We start from the raw sequence: 16,742 nt of genomic DNA, 5'->3' as shown, positions 1-16,742 counted from the left end.
CACCACCGGGCCTCTTCGCGCCCCCGTACGCTCCCGCCCGCCTGCCCGCCCGGCTGTGGTCTGCGCCATGCCGGGGAACCGTTGGTCCCCGTACGGGCGTTTTCCCTAGTCCACACACCTGTGGGCGCGATCGGGGGCGCGTGTGATGGAAAGGGCTCCGCGTTGAACCTGCTCGATGTGCTTCTCATGCTGATCGTCCTCGCCTACGCCGTGTCCGGCTTCCGGCGGGGCCTGATCGCCGGCCTCGTGCTGTTCGCCGGCTTCCTCGGCGGTGCGGTGCTCGGCGTCTGGGCGCTGCCCTACGCCCTGGAACCCTTCGACGCCGGCACCGGGACGGCGGCCGTCGTCGCCGTCCTGGTCGTCCTGATCCCCGCAGCGATCGGGCACGCGCTCGCCGGACACCTCGCCTGGCGCCTGCGCCGCCACCTGACCTGGGCACCCGTGCGCGGCATCGACGGCATAGGCGGCGCCGCCATCAACTCCCTGGCCGTCCTCCTCGTCGGCTGGGTCGCCGCCAGCGTCCTCGTCTCGGCGAACTCCACGCTCCTCAGCCGCGAGATCAAGGACTCCACCCTGCTCGGCGCGGTCCAGAAGGCCATGCCGGAACAGGCCCCCACCTGGTTCAGCCGCACCACCGACGCCCTGGCCGGCGCGGGCTTCCCCCAGGTCTTCAACCCCTTCGAGAACGAACCCGCCACCGGCGTCGCCAAGCCCTCCGGCGACGCGGTCACCGGCGCCGCCACCCGCGCCGCCCGCGACAGCGTCGTCAAGGTCGAGGGCGTCGCCGACGTCCGCGACGGCCGCCGCGGCCAGGAGGGCAGCGGCTTCGTCTACGCCGCCCACCACGTGATGACCAACGCCCACGTCGTCGCCGGGGTGACCAGCCCGACCGTGCGCGTCGGCGGCGTCGGCCGCACGTACCCCGCCAAGGTCGTCCTCTTCGACCCCCGCACCGACGTCGCCGTCCTCGACGTACCCGGCCTCGACGCCCCCGTCCTCCCCTTCGACAAGACCGCCAAGCGCGGCGACGCGGCCGTCGTCGCCGGCTTCCCCGAGAACGGCGGCCTCGACCTGCGCGCCGCGACCGTGGCCAACGAGGTCCGCGCCAAGGGCCAGGACATCTACGGCGACGGCGTCACCACCCGCACCGTCTACTCCCTGCGCTCCACCGTCCGCCCCGGCAACTCCGGCGGCCCCCTCCTCACCCCCTCCGGCAAGGTCTACGGCGTCGTCTTCGCCCGCTCCACCTCCGACCCGGAAACGGGCTACGCCCTCACCGCCGACCAGGTCGCGACGGCCGCGTCCCAGGCGTCGACGGCGACGACACCGGTGAGCACGGGGAGCCGGGCGGCGCTCTAGCTCTCGGAGCCGTTCACCCGACCCAGCGGCAAGTGGCAGCGCAGGCGGTGACAGACGCGGCCGAGCTCCTGCATGTGCCCGACGGCCGACCGCAACCCGGCACCCGGCCCCGCGCCGAGCGCCCGGCGCGCGTCGTCCAGCGCCGATGTGGCCTCGCGCCACTCGGTGGCACCCTGCTCCATGCCGCCGACGCGGTCCTCGACCTCCGGCACGAGGCACATCGCGTAGCCCCGCAGCCGTACGGTCAGCTCCTCCACGTCCTCGGCGCGCGGCAGGACGGCGGACGGTGCCAGCGCGCGGCCGACGGCCCGGGTCAGGTCGTGCCGCATCGCGGCAGTGAGGCGAACGGGTTCCGGAGTCGTCCGGGTGGGGCCCATGCTGCTCTCTCCCTCGTAAAGATCGGATCGCACGTCGAGGTAACTACGGCAAGGGGTTCAGCCGGTACCGTGAGAGGGAGGCGTGAACGTGAAAGCCATGAAAGTCGGCGGGAGTTGAAGCATGGCGACAAGCCCACGCACCCCGAACGCCGGACTGGCGAGCCTGCTGGGTCAGACGAAATGGTCGCGGACCCAGTTCGCGATGGCGGTGAACCGCATCGGATCCGAGGCCGGGCTGGCGCTGTGCTACGACCAGTCGGCCGTCTCGCACTGGCTTTCCGGCACGATGCCGCGAGCAGAGGTCCGGCCCGTCGTGCTCGAAGCCCTGGCCCGCCGCCTGAAGCGGCCGGTCACCCGTGCCGAGGCCGGGTTCGCCGATCCCGGGACGGATCGCGGCGGGAGCGACCTCGAAGACCTCATCGACGTCGGACGGGCCGACATGGACCCCTCTCGCAGGGGTGTTCTCACCGCGGGGGTGTACTCGGCGGCTCTGGCGGTTCCCCTCTTCCCCGACCTCGCGGGGCGTACGGACCACACGGCCACCGGCCGCACCGTACGCATCGGCGAGGGCGAAGTCGCCACCGTCCGCACCATGACGGAGAAGATCGCCGACATCCTCGACGAGCTCGGCGGCGGGCACGCACGCCCGATGGCGGCGGCCTTTCTGGTCAATACCGTCGCTCCGTACCTCAGCGCGTCGGCCCCGGAGAAGGTCCGCAAGGACATGCTGTCCGCCGCCTCCGACCTGGTGTACCTGACGGGCTGGATGGCGATGTACGAGCGCGAGCACGGCCTCGGGCAGCGCTATTACGTGAAGGCCCTGAAACTCGCGGGGGCGGCGGAGGATCACATCACGTACTGCCGCACCCTGCGCGGAATGAGCCTTCAGGCATCGAACCTCGGCCATGGCGCCAAGGCATTGCAGCTCGCCGACGCCGCCGCGCAGGCATCACCGAAAGCCGGGCCACGGCTGCGCGCCTTCCTGGCCGGGCAGCAGGCGCACGCCGCGTCGATGACCGGCGACCGTCACACCGCGTTCGCCCGGCTGCACGAGACGGAGACGGCCCTGTCGAAGGCGGACTCCCGACGTGAGGCGATCGGCGGCTACGACGCCAGCGCGTACCAATTCCACGTCTCTCACGTGCTCTACGAGTGCAAGGACCTCGAAGGGTCCGTGCGCGCCCTGCGGGAATCCCTCAAGGTCCAGCCCCGGCAGGAGCGCCAGGGCCGCGTCCACTCCAACGCCCTTCTCGCACAGCGCCAGTTCGAGCTTGGACATCTGGAGGCCGCGTGCGCCACCTGGCATGCCTTCCTCGACGACTACGTCCAACTGTCGACGGCGCGTGGTGACGAGCACTTCGCGACGATGCGGCGGCGTATTCGGCCGTACGGAAAGAGCGCTGCGGTACGGGAGTTGACCGAACGGGCCGGAGAGGTCGCGCGCGCCAAGGTGTGAGGGGGTGCGTCACATGACCCGTACGAGGGGACGTTTCGGAGGAACCACTCCTACACGCACATCCTTGCGGTACGTTCCGTGAACAAGCGGACCCCGGCGGTGGTGGAACACCGGCCGGGGGCCTACACCCACGAGGACCTGCTATGGGAGTCCCCAGAATGCTTAAGCATGCTATCGCCCCTGCGGGTTTCTTCACGCAGGTGTCGAACGAGATCATCCGTCATCCGCGCCTGTCGGCCGAGGCCGTGCGCCTGTTGACGTGGCAGCTCTCGCTGCCGGACGGCGTGGATCAGTCGCTGTCGCAGACCGCGGAGCGCGCCGGGATCAAGAAGACGGCCTTCATGCGGGCGAAGCGGGAGCTGATCGCCGAGGGGTACGTCCACGAGTGGCGCCGTCAGGGACGGGACGGCCGTTGGTCGAGGCCCCAGTTGGTCTCGAACGTGCCGTTGACGGCGGAGGAAGCCGCGGCGGTGCACGGCGGACGCCCGACGGGCGAGGAACCGGCTGTCGGTGAACCGGCGGTTCGGTCCGTCGGCCGTTCCCAAGAAAAGACCGAGGAGAAGACTTCCCACCCTCCCCACCCGCTGGCCGAGCGAGGCGCGCAAGCGCTCGCCGCCGTGGCGTACGCCGAACGGCGACTGAGGCTGACCGCCCGGGACGTGGCCCGGCTCGCCCCGCTGGCAGGCGAATGGCTGCTGCGCGGCACGACGGTGAAGCAACTCCGCGCCGAACTGACCGACGGCCTCCCGGACCACATCCGTTCCCCCGCAGGGCTCCTCCGCGACCGCCTGACCCGCAAGATGCCGGACCCGGCACCCGAGCCCGCACCCCGCCCACAGCCCCTGCGCGCCTGCTCCGGCGGCTGCGGCCGCATGATCCGCCCGGTCGCGGACGAGACCGCGTGCCGGGACTGCCGCGTGGAATCCGCCGAATCCGCCGACGACACGTCCGGCGCGGTGGCGGCCACACAACGTGGAATGGCGGCGATCCGTGAGGCGTTGCTCGCCCGCCTGCCCGATCCGGCTACGTAGTCGGCGGATCGGACAGGCCCCGTAGAACCTCCGCGAGGTCCTTTCATTCGCCTGCCTGGTGGTCAGGTTCGATAGTCACTGAAGGGAGCGGAGTGCCCCAGGGCGAGGTCTCGCCACGCGAGGTATTTTCCGAGGTCCGGCGACTGGATCAGCTCCCGATTGATCTGGGTGCCGTCCGGCCGGTAGTTGAGATGGACCACCGTCGTCTCGTCGAACAGCCAGAAGTCCTGGTCGGGCAGGCCGGGGTTGGCCTGGTCTGTCAGATCCACGATCCGATAGTCCTCGCCGGCTTCGACATTCCCAGGGATGGCCCACGCGAACAGATACCGGCTGTAGTCCGTGAGCGGCCTGTGGACCACCTTGGCGCGCTTCATCTTCCGGCCCGCTGCCGCGTGCCCTTGGATGGTCCGGTGCCAAGCGGTGTTGAAGCCCTCCGGCTTGGGTTCACCGGCAAGGAAGTCGCGAACCGACTCGGCCTCTGCGGGCATGGTGTAGACCTGATGGACCTCCAACCGGAACGCGGAGCGTTTGAAGTCGCGGAAGTACGCCTTCCATTCGTCACCGTCCACGAGGACGGGTTCACAACCGTTCACGGACACAGGCAGTCTCCTTCGGAAAGGGCTGGTATCGATCTCGCGTCCGGCGCGGCCCGGATGCGGAAGCCGGGATCCTCATCTTGAGGTGATGGGGCATCCAAGGTCGGGACACGTGGAGTTGGGCGTGCAGGTCACCACGGCGATCGACAGGAAGGACGGTCGGGCCAGGTAGTGGCCGTACGACACGTCACCGCCTCCGGCGAGGCGCTCCGTGACGGCGGTCTCCGTGTCGGGGAAGCGGCCGCCCAGGGCGGCGGACAGCCGTTCCCCCAGCCAGGCGCTCGCCTCGCGGGGGTCCGCCCAGGTTCCCCGGATGAGCCGGGCCGGCTTGAGGAGCCAGTGGGCGGTCTGCATCGGGGGTGTCTCGGACAGGGCGAACGCGGGGCTTTCCGGGCGTCGGGCGCCTTCCTTGTCGAAGGCCGCTTTGTCGCCGGCCCAGAGGTAGCCGTGGAAGTGCAACTGCTCTCCTGCGTGAGCAACTTGGGGCGGCCACCGGTCGTGTCGGTGGCCGCCGTTCGGAGAATCAGGCGGAGAGGCCGAAGCGGGCCGGATCGATTCCGGCGGCGTTCAGTTCGGCGGCGGTGAACCTCAACGGCTCGGCGCCGGGCCGCTTGCTGTCGCCGAGGGCGTAGGCGTCCGTGCCGATACGGGCGAGGGTGACGCAGGATTCGCCGTCCGGGTGTGTGTTGCCGCCGCATGCCTTGCTGAATTGGACGCCTTCGAGGGGCAGGCCGTACAGGTCGATTCCATTCCGCATGGAGCGCCTCCTGGTCGATTGGATCCAGTCGATCCGTGGGCCAGGATTTCTCGCAACGAGGCTGATTCCTAGAGGGTTTCCTGTTCCCGCAAGAACTCGTCCCGGATGCCGGCAACCAGGGCTCGCACCTCGATGCCGGAAACAGCATCTCGCTCGAACCCGTCGAACTTGCTCACGTATAGCGCGATGTCCCGGGGATCCGTGGCAACTACCTCGGCATGCACTGTCTCCACCGTCACCAACCGATCGTCCTTGATGGAGAAGGAGTGACTTGGGAAGTCATGTTGTGGTGCTGCCAGTGTCACCACGCGAATATCCACATTGGGCAGTCGAGAAGCGGAGATGACCCGGTCCAACTGTCCGGCCATGACCAGCGGTGGCACGATCTGCCACCGAAGAACCGGCTCGGTGATGACGAACCGGAACGTCTTGGCGGTGTTGTAGAGGACGCTCTGACGGGCCAGTCGGGCGCAGATGCCGCGAGCCAACTGCTCCTCTCCCATCCCCTTCCGGCCCAGTACGGCCTGTACGTATTCGGGTGTCTGGAGCAATCCTGGGATGAGTGATGGCTGGAACAGGCGCAGTACAGTCGTTTGTGACTCCAGTGCCTGCACCTGTTGCTGCTTGCGGTGGAAACCCAGCCTGCGATAGAGGCGCCATGCGGTGATCTCGGTGGCCGCTGCCCGAGCTGCGGCCATGTATTCGGCCTTCACTTCGGCTGATACGCCCAGAGCGGTGAGGATCTGCTCGGTGTCCACGACGCTGGGGGCCGCGCCGCCATTCTCGATCTTCGACAGCTTGGATCTGGACATGGCTGCGCTGCGGGCCACGGTCTTGGCCTCCATTCCGGAGGCTTCCCGTAGTACCCGCAGCGCAGCACCGAGTTCAGAGCGATTCACTCGCCGTGCTTTGCCCACCATTCCGTAAAGGGCTCGGCGTGTGCCATGGCGTTGTCGCGGTACGACGTGAACTCGGGGAGCCGTTCATCTCCATGAAGATCGGCCCCGAGGAACTTTCCATCGGCGTAACTCATAGACGCCACCGTCCGGTTGTCGAACATCCAGAAGTCCGGTGCGTCGGGGATCGGATTCTCCTGTTCGGTGGTGTCGAGAATGAAGAATTCCTCACCGGCCTGAAGGTTGCGGCAGTATCCCCAGGCGAGTTCGAATCGGAGGTAGTCCGTGAGCGGCCGGGCCAGGATGTGCACCCGGTACATCCGCTTGCCGGCATCTGTGGCGTTCCGAACCGTTGTGACCCAGTCCGCCGACCTGAACGACTGGGGCGGCTCCGCACCGGCCAGGAACGCCTGATAAGCCTCGACGCCACCCGACTTGCTGTAGTCGTCCAAGGTTTCCAGGCGGAACGCCTCCTCCTCGAAGGCTGAGAACCACTCAGTAAGTGTCCTGGATGAGGTTGTCACGGATCACCTTTCGGATCAGTTCGACTGGGATTTCCGCGATGGTCTCGTCGGGCGGGATCTGTAATCCGTGGTCGGCCATCAGGGTGCCTTGCACTGCGACCGTCCCTCGGTCCGTGAGGTAGAGCGTCGGACAGTCGCCATCGTCGCAACCGCCAGCCAGACGTGTCAGTTTCACTGATACCCCTCTATCAGGCCGTGAGCCTTGTCGAGCCAGATGCGGCCACTGGTAGTGACGCGTCCGATGCTCTCGGTCCCCGTGGGGTGGCGGCAAGGGTTTCGAGTTTCCGTTACTGGAAACCGTGCCGCTGTCGGCCGGAGGCGCGAGGCGCCCCCTCCCCGGGCAGCCCCCCTCTTGACCTCAAGCTCACTTGAGGAATCAAACTCCCCAAGCATGACGATCAACCACCCCACCCCCCGCCTCCACGAGATCATCCGGCCCGACACCGGGACCTTCCTGCTCAGTCGTTGGGGCACCGGCACCCCCGACCGCACGCGTGCCGCCGCCGAGGCCATCGCAGAGGAGTGGACGGCCGGGGCGAAGCCCGAAGGGCATCTTGCGCAGCACATGTATCTCGATGTCGACGGCACCGGGATCCTGCATTACGCGCAGTGGAGGAGCGACGAGGCGCACCTGGAGTTCGCGCGGGCGGTGCGGCCCGCGGTGATCAGCCGGGTGGACCGGCTCGTGCCCGGGATCGAGCGGCCGGGGCTTCGGCGTACGCGGCTGCACCGGAGTGTCGTGCGTGACGGCGAGCGCGCGGCGGGGATCCTCGCCGTCACCACGCCCGCCACCCCGGAGACGGAGACGCGGCCGGGCGCGCTGGCCGCGTACGTGCACGTCGGCACCGACGCCGGCCCGGCCGTGGAGCTCGCGGAGTGGGCGGACATGGCGGCGTACGAGGCGGCGGGGGGACGGCCGGGTCCGGACGTCCGGCTGTACACGTACTACCGGGCCGTCTGAGAGGGCTCACACAGAGAAGGCTCAGACAGCGATCCGCTCCTGTTCCTCCTCGCCCTCCTCCAGCAGGCGGGCCGCCATCGCGTCGAGGGCCCGGTCGAGGAGGGCGCGGTCCTCGGGGTCGGTGATGTCCCAGTCCTCCAGGCGGGTCGACAGCCAGGACCGCCAGGCCGCGCCGAGGCGTTCGATCTCGGCCTCGCCTGCGGGGGTCAGGGACAGCCGGTCGCCGTCGACGCGGGCGAGGCCGGCCTCCGCCGTACGGGCGAAGGCCGGTTCGAGCACCTCGGGCGGCATGCGGTGCGCGACGGCCACCGAGCCGAGCGTCGCCTCGCCGCGCACGCGCAGCCGCCAGTGGATCTGGCCCAGCGTCCACGCCTCGGCGGGGCTCAGCGTGCTGCCCGACTCGGCGAGGATGCGGCGGCTCACGGGCGGGCCCTCCTCCTTGCGCATGACGCTCGCCACGGCCCGTTCCAACTGCCGCTCCGCCTCGGCGGAGTCCGGCGCCGCGAAGCCCTCGCCCATGTCGGAGGCACCGGCCCGGGCGCTGTCGCGCAGCGGCACCTCCTTGAGGAACCACGCGACGACGAAACCGGCGAGGGCGACGGGCACGACCCAGAAGAAGACGTAGTTCACGGTGTCCGCGTAGGCGGCGACGACCGGCGCCGCCTGCGCGTGGGTCAGCTGCTTGAGGCCCTGCGGGCTCTGCACGGCGGCGGGCGGCACGCCAGGTGAACGGGTCAGCGCGTCAAGCAGGTTGGGCCGCAGCTGGTTGCTGTAGAGGGTGCCGAAGATGGCCGTGCCGAAGGAGCTGCCGAGCGTACGGAAGAAGGTCACGCCGGAGGTGGCCGTGCCGAGCTCGTGGTAGGCCACCGTGTTCTGCACGGCGATCGTCAGCACCTGCATGGCCAGCCCGATGCCGACGCCGAGGACGAACATATAGAGGGACTCCAGCCAGGGCCCCGTCGACGCGTTCATCGTCGACATCAGATAGAGGCCGAGCGCCATCACGGCCGTACCGGCGATGGGAAAGGCGCGGTAGCGGCCCGTGCGGCTGACGACGATGCCGGAGAGCATGGACGCGCCGAGCAGCCCGGCCACCATGGGCAGCGCGCGGACGCCGGACATCGTGGCCGAGACTCCGTCGACGTACTGGAGATAGGTCGGCAGGTACGTCATCGCGCCGAGCATCGCGAAGCCGACGATGAAGCTGAGCACGGAGCAGACGACGAAGACGGGGTTGCGGAAGAGGTGCATGGGCAGCATGGGCTCCTTGGCCCGCAGCTCCACCAGCACGAACAGCCCCAGCAGCACCACCGACCCCACGAACAGGCCGACGATGACGGCCGAGCCCCACGCGTACTCGTTGCCGCCCCACTCCAGGCCCAGCACCAGCCCGGACGCGCCGAGCGCGACCAGCACGATGCCGAGGTAGTCGATGACCGGCCGGACCGCCGAGCGGACGACCGGGATCGTACGGGCCGCCATCGCGACCATGACGATCGCGACGGGGACGTTGACGTAGAAGCACCAGCGCCAGGTCGCGTGGTCGGTGAAGATCCCGCCGAGCGTCGGCCCGACGACCGTGGTCACGCCGAAGACGGCGCCGAGCGCGCCCTGGTACTTGCCGCGCTCGCGCAGCGGGATCACGTCGGCGATCAGCGCCATGGCGGTCACCATCAGACCGCCGCCGCCGATGCCCTGGAGGGCGCGGGCGGCGATCAGCATGAGCATCGAGTTCGCGGCGCCCGCGAAGACCGAGCCGCCGACGAAGACCACCGCGCTGAGCTGGAAGACGACCTTCCGGCCGAAGAGGTCGCCGAACTTGCCGACCAGGACGGTGGAGACCGTCTCCGCCAGCAGATAGGCGGTCACCACCCACGCCATGTGCCCGCCGCCGCCCAGGTCCGCGACGATCGTGGGCAGCGCGGTGGAGACGATGGTCTGGTCGAGGGCCGCGAGCAGCATGCCGAGCACGATGGTGACGAAGACGAGATTGGTGCGGCGCCTGCCGAGCACGGGCGGTGCGGCGGGTTCGGCCGGGGGCGCGGCGGCGGCCGTGGTCATGGTGACTCCCTCCTCCTGCCTCCCGGAGGCTCCGGCGCCGGACAAGCTCCCCCGAAGCCCCCCGAAGCCCAGCATTCGGGCACGCGCCCGCTCCCGCCACCGCTGGCGGCGCACGGGTGAGCGAGGGGCGCACGGCAGCGGCGCCCCCGCCCCCCCTGCCCGGTAGATCACGGTTGCGGTGCCCCGGTCTACGCGCATTGACCGCCGCGTTGCACCATGGTGGAGGGATTTGTAGCGATCGCACAGTGGAGCAGGAGAACAGTGGTGGACGTCCAGGGCACGGTGGCGGACGGTTTTGAACCGGTCCGGGACGCCTTCGCGGAGAACTTCGCCCGGCGCGGGGAGCGCGGGGCGGCCGTCGCCGTCTACCGGGACGGCCGCAGGATCGTCGACCTGTGGGGCGGCACCAAGGACGCCGACGGCACTTCCGAGGAGCCGTGGACGCCGGGCACCGCCCAGGTCGTACGGTCCGCCACCAAGGGCGTCGCCGCCGCCGTGCCGCTGCTGCTGCACCAGCGCGGGCTCGTCGACCTGGACGCGCCCGTCGGCACGTACTGGCCCGAGTTCAAGGCCGCGGGCAAGGAGCGCGTCCTCGTGCGCCACCTGCTCTCGCACCGCGCCGGGCTGCCCGTGCTCGACCGGCCGCTGAGCCCGGCCGAGGCCATCGACGGCGTCAGCGGGCCCGCCGCCGTCGCCGCGCAGGCGCCCGCCTGGGAGCCCGGCACCGCCCACGGCTACCACGCCCAGACCTACAGCTGGCTCCTCGGCGAGCTGGTCCACCGCGTCACCGGCCGGACGGTGGGCGGCTGGGTCGCCGACGAGATAGCCGGGCCGCTCGGCGCGGACCTCTGGATCGGCCTGCCCGCCTCCGAGCGGGAGCGCGCCGGACGCATCGCGGACGTCGAGCCGCCCGCCGAACCCGCCGCGGCGGGCCTGCGCCTGCGGCCCAAGAAGGCCGTCTCCGACGCCTACGGCGATCCGCAGTCCCTCACCCGCCGCGCCTTCGCGGCCATCGAGCCCCTGGCCGACGAGAACGACCCCGCCTACCGCGCCGCCGAACTCCCCGCCTCCGCGGGCATCGCCACCGCCGACGGGCTGGCCCGCTTCTACGCCTCGCTGCTCGGCGGCCTCGACGGCATGCGGCGGCTGTTCGCCCCGGCGACGCTCACCCTGGCGCGCACGGAGGAGTCGGCAGGACCGGACCGCGTCCTGATCGTGGGCACCCGCTTCGGCCTGGGCTACATGCTCCACGGCGCCGCGTCGCCCCTGCTCGCCCCCGGCTCCTTCGGCCACCCCGGCCGCGGCGGCTCCCTCGGCTTCGCGGACCCCGAGTCGGGCATCTCCTTCGGCTACGTCACCAACGGCATGCAGAAGAATGTGACCGCCGATGCGCGAGCGCAGGCGCTTGTGCGCGCGCTTGCGCTGAGCTTGGAGCCCGGCCTGCGGGTGGGTTAGCCGCCTGCGGCGGGGGCGGCCTGCGGCCGCGTCCTCAATCGCCGGACGGGCTGAATCGCGTACCCGGAGGCAACCGGGGGCTTCGCCCCCGAACCCCCACAAGGCCGGCCTGCAGATTCAACGCCACGGTCCGCACACCCAGCCCGTGGGGGCACCTCCCAGCGGTAGCTGGGGGAGTTTGAGGACACCGCGCGAAGCGCGGTCCGGGGCTCGGGGCGGAGCCCCGTTCTCGCCCGTCGAACGGAAGCGATTGCCACAACCCCGAGTGGGTAGTGCTTGCCGCATGGCAAGACGCTTCGACGGCTACGCGGCACTGATCACCGGCGCGGGGCAGGGCATCGGCGCGGCCACCGCGCGGCGCCTCGCCGCCGAGGGCGCGCGGGTGCTCGTCACCGACCTGGACGGCGGGCGCGCCGAGGGGACTGCGGACGCGCTCCGGGCCGACGGCCTGGCGGCCGAGTCCTTCACCTGCGACGTCGGCGACCGGGGAGCGGTCGAGGCGGCCGTCGCCGCCGCGGTCGACCGCTTCGGCCGGCTCGACGTGCTGGTCAACAACGCCCTGTCCTGCCACCCCGACGAAGCGCTCGTCGAGGACTCCTCCGACGAGACGTGGTTCCGGGATCTCGACATCACCCTGACCGGCGCCTTCCGGTGCGTACGGGCCGCCATGCCGCACCTGGCCGCCGCTGGCGGCCGCGCGTCCGTCGTCAACATCGGCTCCGTCAACGGCGAGCAGGACTTCGGCAACCACGCCTACAGCGCAGCCAAAGCGGGCCTCGCGGGCCTCACCCGGACCCTGGCCGGGCACTGCGCGGCCCGCGGCGTACGGGTCAACCTCATCGCGCCCGGCACCGTCCACACCCCCAACTGGGCGGGCCGGGAAGAGGCGTTGGAGCGCGCCGCGCCGTACTACCCGCTCGGCCGCGTCGGCCGCCCCGAGGACATCGCGGCCGCGGTGGCCTTCCTCGCCTCCGCCGACGCCTCCTGGATCACGGGCGTGACCCTGCCGGTCGACGGCGGCATCCTCATCGGCAACACGGGGCTGCGCGGCGCTCTGCGCGGGGTGTGAAGCACCGCTACGGCACGAGCCAGGGCTTCTCGGGGAGGGGCCGCCCGGTCTCCAGGAACGTCTTCAGGTTGGACAGCACCGCCGCCCAGCCCCTGGCCGCCGCGTCGCGCTCGGCCTCGTCCGCGAGGCTCTCGTGGGTCACGGTGAGCCGGACGATCTCCCCGTACGGCTCGATCCCGAACGTCACCCGGGACGGCCCGGCCGCGGTCTGCACACCCGGCTCGGCCCACGTCGTCACCAGCCGCCTCGGCGGCACGCTCTCCACGACCGTGCCGACGACGTCGGCGGCGTGCGAGCCGTCGGTGCGCCGGTGCTCCCACGCCGAGCCCGGCTCCCAGTCCGACACATTGCTGTGCCCCCAGTACTCGGCGGTCAGGTCCGCGTCGGTCAGCGCCCGCCAGACGCTCTCCGGCGCGCTCTCGATGTAGGTGACGTACGTGAAGGCCGGCCTGTCGGTCATGGCGTCCTCCGCTCCTCGTTCCGGCGCGCCCCTCCCAGGGTCTGCCCGTTCCGTCCGTGCCGCCACGGCTGTGCGCGGTGCCCCGGAAAAGCGGCTCCGCCGGCGACCCGCGTGCCGTCCCCAGCACTCCCACAGGCCCGTTCCCTACGATGGCGCGGTGACCAGTGACACCGCGACCCAAGCCCCGCAGGGCCAGACGGCAGACGAGCGGCAGCCTCCGTGGCAGCGCAGACTCGGCCGGTTCGGCTATGCGCGGGGGCCGCAGCCGGACGTGCGGGAGCGGCTCGTGCCGCCGTTCCCCGAGCCCGGTACGCGGGTGTGGGCGCGGCTCGGCGCGACGCCGGGCCGGGCGCGGCTGCTCGCGCGCTGGTCGGGGTGGACCGGGCCGCTGCTCGTCGCCCTGTTCGCCGGGATCATCCGCTTCTGGAACCTGGGCAGCCCCAAGGCGGTGATATTCGACGAGACGTATTACGCGAAGGACGCCTGGGCCCTGTGGAAGTACGGCTACGAGGCGAAGTGGCCGGACAACATCAACGACCAGATCATCGCCGGGCACGACCGGATCGCCGACGCCCCCGGGTTCGTGGTGCACCCGCCGGTCGGCAAGTGGGTCATCGGCATCGGCGAGTGGCTGTACGGGCTGAACCCTTTCGGCTGGCGTTTCATGGTCGCCCTGCTCGGCACGCTGTCGGTGCTGATGCTGTGCCGCATCGGACGCAGGCTCTTCCGCTCCACCTTCCTCGGCTGCCTCGCGGGCGCCCTGCTCGCCGTGGACGGTCTGCACTACGTGATGAGCCGCACCTCGCTGCTCGACTCGGTGCTGATGTTCTTCGTGCTCGCGGCGTTCGGCTGTGTCCTGGTGGACCGCGACAAGGCGCGGGCCCGCCTCGCCGCCGCGCTGCCCGTGGACGAGGACGGCATCGCCCGCCCGGACGCGGCCGTCGGCGGCAGGCTCCGGCTCGGGTGGCGGCCGTGGCGGATCGCCGCCGGCGTGTTCCTCGGGCTGGCCTGCGCCACGAAGTGGAACGGCGCCATCTACCTGGCGGCGTTCGGCCTGCTGATCGTTCTCTGGGACATGGGCTCGCGCCGCGTCGCGGGCGCCCGCCACCCGGCCCTCGCCGCGCTCCGGCGCGACACCCCGTGGGCGTTCCTGGCGACCGTGCCGGTGGCCCTCGCGGTCTATCTCGCGTCGTGGACCGGCTGGTTCGTCAACAGCGGCACGTACACCGTGAAGGACGGCTGGCAGCACAGCGGCTACTACCGGCACTGGGCGGAGACCAGCGGCGGCTACAGCCCGGACGGGTTCCTGGCCGGCATCCTCAACCCGCTGCGCAGCCTCTGGCACTACGAGCACGACGTGTGGCGGTTCAACACCAACCTCTCCTCGCCGCACACCTACCAGTCCAACCCCTGGAGCTGGCTGGTCCAGGCCCGCCCCGTCTCGTACTTCTACGAGTCCCCGGCGCCCGGCAGCGACGGCTGCCCCAAGGACGCGGCCGACAAGTGCGCGCGCGAGGTGCTCGCGCTGGGCACGCCCCTGCTGTGGTGGGCGGCCTGCTTCGCGCTGCTGTACCTGGTCTACCGGTGGGGATTCCGGCGCGACTGGCGGGCGGGCGCGGTGCTGTGCGGGGTCGCGGCGGGCTATCTGCCGTGGTTCATGTGGCAGGAACGCACGATCTTCGTCTTCTACGCGGTCGTCTTCGTGCCGTTCCTGTGCCTGGCCCTGGCGATGATGATCGGGGCGATCCTGGGGCCGCCGGGGTCGACGGAGCGGCGCCGGGTGCTCGGCGCGATCGGGGCGGGCACGCTGGTCCTGCTCATCGCCTGGAACTTCGTCTACTTCTTCCCCCTCTACACCGGCCGCCCCATCCCCATCGAGGCGTGGCGCAACCGGATGTGGTTCGACACCTGGATCTGACGACCCCGCGAGTGACGCTCCGTCAGCCCCGGACCGGTGGATTCCGGCCATCCGCTCCCCGGTTGTCACTGCTGTCCCGTAAAGTCGCCACCCAGAGGTTTTAATCAACTGATTAAAACCATGGGTGGGGACCTGTAGGGGGCTGGGACATGCACAAGGGAGCGAAGATCGCGGTAGGCGTCGTGGCCGCGGCGATGACGGGGGTCGCCGGGATCGGCGCGTACAACGTCGTGAGCGCGGTCACGCACACGTCCGGCACCCGGGCCGAGGCGGCGCCCGTGAAGACCGGGCCGCCCACGGACTCCGAGGTCGACAGAACCGCGCGCGACTTCCTCGCGGCGTGGGAGTCGGGCGACGCGCAGAAGGCCGCGGCCCTGACCGACAACGTCGAGGCGGCCACCACCGCCCTCACCGGCTACCGCGAGAACGCGCACGTCGAGAAGGTCAGCCTCAAGCCCGGCACCGCGATGGGCGCCAAGGTGCCGTTCTCCGTCACCGCCGAGGTCGTCCACGGCAAGCAGCGCTCCACCTGGACCTACGAGTCCTCCCTCGGCGTCGTCCGCGGCAGGTCCACCGGGCACGCCCTCGTCGACTGGCAGCCCACGGTCGTCCACCCGCAGCTCGCCCAGGGCGAATCGCTCGCCACCGACGCGAGCTCCGCCCCGCAGATCACCGCAGTCGACCGCGACGGCGCGACGCTCGACGCCAAGGACTACCCCTCGCTCGCGTCCGTGCTGCCGGAGCTGCGCAAGCGCTACGGGCAGAAGGCGGGGGGCGAACCGGGCGTCGAGGTACGGGCCGTGGGCCCCGTCGGCGCCTCCGCCTCCCCGAAGACCCTGCACGTCGTCTCCAAGGGCAAGCCCGCGCAGCTGCGCACCACGCTGGACGCGGGCGTGCAGCGCGCCGCCGAGTCCGCCGTCGACCGGCAGACCGACGCCTCCGTCGTCGCCGTCAAGCCCAGCACCGGCGAGATCCTGGCCATCGCCAACTCCAAGAAGACCGAGTTCAACGCCGCGCTCATGGGGCAGACCCCGCCCGGCTCCACGATGAAGATCGTCACCTCGGCGATGCTCCTGGAGCAGGGCAAGGCGACCTTGAACAAGCCGGTGCCGTGCCCGAAGTACGCCACCTACGGCATGAAGTTCCACAACGTCGAGGAGAGCGAGAACCCCGGCGCCACCTTCGCCCAGGACTTCGCCGCCTCCTGCAACACCGCCTTCATCTCCTTCGCCGGCGACGTCCCCGACGGTGCCCTCACCGCCGAGGCCAGGGACGTCTTCGGCATCGGCCAGGACTGGAAGACCGGCCTCCCCAGCTACGACGGCAGCGTCCCCGCCGACGCCGGCTCCGGCAAGGCAGCCGCGATGATCGGCCAGGGCCGGGTCCAGATGTCGCCCCTGAACATGGCCTCCATCGCCGCGACCGTACGCGCCGGGTCCTTCCACCAGCCCTACGTGGTCGCCCCCTCCCTCGACGACCGCAAGCTCGCGGAGGCCTCCCGCCCGCTGCCCGCCGCGGTCGCCCAGCAGCTGCGCTCGATGATGCGGCTCACCGCCGTCTCCGGCACGGCGAGCCGGGCGATGTCCGGCCTCGGCGGTGACATCGGCGCGAAGACGGGCTCGGCGGAAATCGACAACCAGCCGAAGCCGAATGGGTGGTTCACGGCTTATCGGGGCGATGTGGCTGCGGCGGCGGTCGTTCCGCAGGGCGGGCACGGGGGTGACTCGGCGGGGCCGATTGTGGCAGCGGTGCTTCGGGCTGGTTGAGGTTTTTTCCCCACCCCGCCCCTTCCCGAAACTGGGGGCTCCGCCCCCAGACCCCC

At 70.8% G+C, this 16,742-nt stretch carries 17 protein-coding genes; 8 read left to right on the top strand and 9 right to left on the bottom strand.

Translation table 11 applies throughout. The features are described 5' to 3' along the window. Positions 1-162 precede the first annotated feature (162 nt). Positions 163-1,359 carry a MarP family serine protease gene (locus tag ABD269_RS07120; protein ID WP_301886886.1) on the top strand — a complete coding sequence of 399 codons (1,197 nt, stop codon included), beginning with the start codon at positions 163-165 and terminating at the stop codon, positions 1,357-1,359. On the opposite strand, the gene ABD269_RS07115 is transcribed toward ABD269_RS07120, so the two are convergent. Further along, positions 1,356-1,736, bottom strand: coding sequence for a DUF6415 family natural product biosynthesis protein (locus tag ABD269_RS07115; protein ID WP_344116995.1), 381 nt, complete (start codon positions 1,734-1,736; stop codon positions 1,356-1,358). The two genes, ABD269_RS07120 and ABD269_RS07115, sit on opposite strands and share 4 nt — an antisense overlap. Before the next feature lie 121 nt (positions 1,737-1,857). Here ABD269_RS07115 and ABD269_RS07110 point away from each other — a divergent pair, with 121 nt between their 5' ends. Together ABD269_RS07110 and ABD269_RS07105 are read left to right on the top strand one after the other, a co-directional pair. Next, positions 1,858-3,192 (top strand): NsdA family TPR-like regulatory protein, encoded by a 1,335-nt coding sequence (locus ABD269_RS07110; RefSeq protein WP_344116994.1) that lies wholly within the window; start codon positions 1,858-1,860, stop codon positions 3,190-3,192. A 158-nt stretch (positions 3,193-3,350) separates the two neighbouring features. Then, the gene (locus ABD269_RS07105) at positions 3,351-4,223 is read left to right on the top strand and encodes a hypothetical protein (RefSeq protein WP_344116993.1); all 873 of its coding nucleotides are present in this window, start codon (positions 3,351-3,353) and stop codon (positions 4,221-4,223) included. A 62-nt stretch (positions 4,224-4,285) separates the two neighbouring features. Here the strand turns inward: ABD269_RS07105 and ABD269_RS07100 are convergent, their stop codons facing one another. The 6 genes from ABD269_RS07100 to ABD269_RS07075 all read right to left on the bottom strand — a co-directional run bounded on the left by ABD269_RS07100 (position 4,286) and on the right by ABD269_RS07075 (position 7,171). Continuing rightward, positions 4,286-4,822: a DUF6879 family protein gene (locus ABD269_RS07100; RefSeq protein ID WP_344116992.1), complete on the bottom strand. Its 537-nt coding sequence runs from the start codon at positions 4,820-4,822 to the stop codon at positions 4,286-4,288. Between the two features lie 72 nt (positions 4,823-4,894). Then, entirely contained in the window at positions 4,895-5,278 is a 384-nt protein-coding gene (locus ABD269_RS07095) for a hypothetical protein (RefSeq protein ID WP_344116991.1), read from the bottom strand. 64 nt (positions 5,279-5,342) lie between these two features. Further along, positions 5,343-5,576, bottom strand: coding sequence for a DUF397 domain-containing protein (locus ABD269_RS07090; RefSeq protein WP_344116989.1), 234 nt, complete (start codon positions 5,574-5,576; stop codon positions 5,343-5,345). Between the two features lie 68 nt (positions 5,577-5,644). After that, positions 5,645-6,475 (bottom strand): helix-turn-helix domain-containing protein, encoded by an 831-nt coding sequence (locus ABD269_RS07085; protein ID WP_344116988.1) that lies wholly within the window; start codon positions 6,473-6,475, stop codon positions 5,645-5,647. Continuing rightward, positions 6,472-6,996: a DUF6879 family protein gene (locus ABD269_RS07080; RefSeq protein ID WP_344116987.1), complete on the bottom strand. Its 525-nt coding sequence runs from the start codon at positions 6,994-6,996 to the stop codon at positions 6,472-6,474. Before ABD269_RS07080 ends, ABD269_RS07085 begins: the two co-directional genes overlap by 4 nt. After that, entirely contained in the window at positions 6,968-7,171 is a 204-nt protein-coding gene (locus tag ABD269_RS07075) for a hypothetical protein (protein WP_116212210.1), read from the bottom strand. Before ABD269_RS07075 ends, ABD269_RS07080 begins: the two co-directional genes overlap by 29 nt. 216 nt (positions 7,172-7,387) lie before the next feature. Between ABD269_RS07075 and ABD269_RS07070 the strand changes: the two genes are divergently transcribed. Further along, a complete protein-coding gene (locus tag ABD269_RS07070) occupies positions 7,388-7,957 on the top strand; it encodes a hypothetical protein (protein WP_344116986.1) in 570 nt (189 codons plus the stop codon). A 21-nt stretch (positions 7,958-7,978) separates the two neighbouring features. Here the strand turns inward: ABD269_RS07070 and ABD269_RS07065 are convergent, their stop codons facing one another. Further along, complete coding sequence (locus tag ABD269_RS07065; protein WP_344116985.1) at positions 7,979-10,018, bottom strand: MDR family MFS transporter; 2,040 nt, start codon at positions 10,016-10,018, stop codon at positions 7,979-7,981. A 261-nt stretch (positions 10,019-10,279) separates the two neighbouring features. Here ABD269_RS07065 and ABD269_RS07060 point away from each other — a divergent pair, with 261 nt between their 5' ends. Both ABD269_RS07060 and ABD269_RS07055 read left to right on the top strand, forming a co-directional pair. Then, positions 10,280-11,473, top strand: a complete 1,194-nt coding sequence (locus ABD269_RS07060) for a serine hydrolase domain-containing protein (RefSeq protein WP_344116984.1) — start codon at positions 10,280-10,282, stop codon at positions 11,471-11,473. Between the two features lie 283 nt (positions 11,474-11,756). Further along, positions 11,757-12,542, top strand: coding sequence for an SDR family NAD(P)-dependent oxidoreductase (locus ABD269_RS07055; RefSeq protein ID WP_344116983.1), 786 nt, complete (start codon positions 11,757-11,759; stop codon positions 12,540-12,542). A gap of 7 nt (positions 12,543-12,549) precedes the next feature. Here the strand turns inward: ABD269_RS07055 and ABD269_RS07050 are convergent, their stop codons facing one another. Continuing rightward, complete coding sequence (locus ABD269_RS07050) at positions 12,550-13,002, bottom strand: SRPBCC family protein (protein WP_301886903.1); 453 nt, start codon at positions 13,000-13,002, stop codon at positions 12,550-12,552. 157 nt (positions 13,003-13,159) lie between these two features. Between ABD269_RS07050 and ABD269_RS07045 the strand changes: the two genes are divergently transcribed. Further along, positions 13,160-14,920: a dolichyl-phosphate-mannose--protein mannosyltransferase gene (locus ABD269_RS07045; protein WP_344116982.1), complete on the top strand. Its 1,761-nt coding sequence runs from the start codon at positions 13,160-13,162 to the stop codon at positions 14,918-14,920. A 149-nt stretch (positions 14,921-15,069) separates the two neighbouring features. Continuing rightward, the gene (locus tag ABD269_RS07040) at positions 15,070-16,686 is read left to right on the top strand and encodes a penicillin-binding transpeptidase domain-containing protein (RefSeq protein WP_344116981.1); all 1,617 of its coding nucleotides are present in this window, start codon (positions 15,070-15,072) and stop codon (positions 16,684-16,686) included. Positions 16,687-16,742: the final 56 nt, after the last annotated feature.

The sequence above is a fragment of the Streptomyces blastmyceticus genome (assembly GCF_039521185.1).
Lineage (GTDB): Bacteria > Actinomycetota > Actinomycetes > Streptomycetales > Streptomycetaceae > Streptomyces > Streptomyces blastmyceticus.
The sequence above is the reverse complement of the archived record's forward strand: the minus strand, read 5'-3'. Positions and strand labels throughout refer to the sequence as shown.

Coding starts and splice junctions, on each gene's coding strand:
- ABD269_RS07090 (WP_344116989.1), bottom strand. CDS start 5,576: ATGCGGAATGGAATCGACCTGTACGGCCTGCCCCTCGAAGGCGTCCAA.
- ABD269_RS07105 (WP_344116993.1), top strand. CDS start 3,351: ATGCTTAAGCATGCTATCGCCCCTGCGGGTTTCTTCACGCAGGTGTCG.
- ABD269_RS07065 (WP_344116985.1), bottom strand. CDS start 10,018: ATGACCACGGCCGCCGCCGCGCCCCCGGCCGAACCCGCCGCACCGCCC.
- ABD269_RS07040 (WP_344116981.1), top strand. CDS start 15,070: ATGCACAAGGGAGCGAAGATCGCGGTAGGCGTCGTGGCCGCGGCGATG.
- ABD269_RS07110 (WP_344116994.1), top strand. CDS start 1,858: ATGGCGACAAGCCCACGCACCCCGAACGCCGGACTGGCGAGCCTGCTG.
- ABD269_RS07070 (WP_344116986.1), top strand. CDS start 7,388: ATGACGATCAACCACCCCACCCCCCGCCTCCACGAGATCATCCGGCCC.
- ABD269_RS07055 (WP_344116983.1), top strand. CDS start 11,757: ATGGCAAGACGCTTCGACGGCTACGCGGCACTGATCACCGGCGCGGGG.
- ABD269_RS07050 (WP_301886903.1), bottom strand. CDS start 13,002: ATGACCGACAGGCCGGCCTTCACGTACGTCACCTACATCGAGAGCGCG.
- ABD269_RS07115 (WP_344116995.1), bottom strand. CDS start 1,736: ATGGGCCCCACCCGGACGACTCCGGAACCCGTTCGCCTCACTGCCGCG.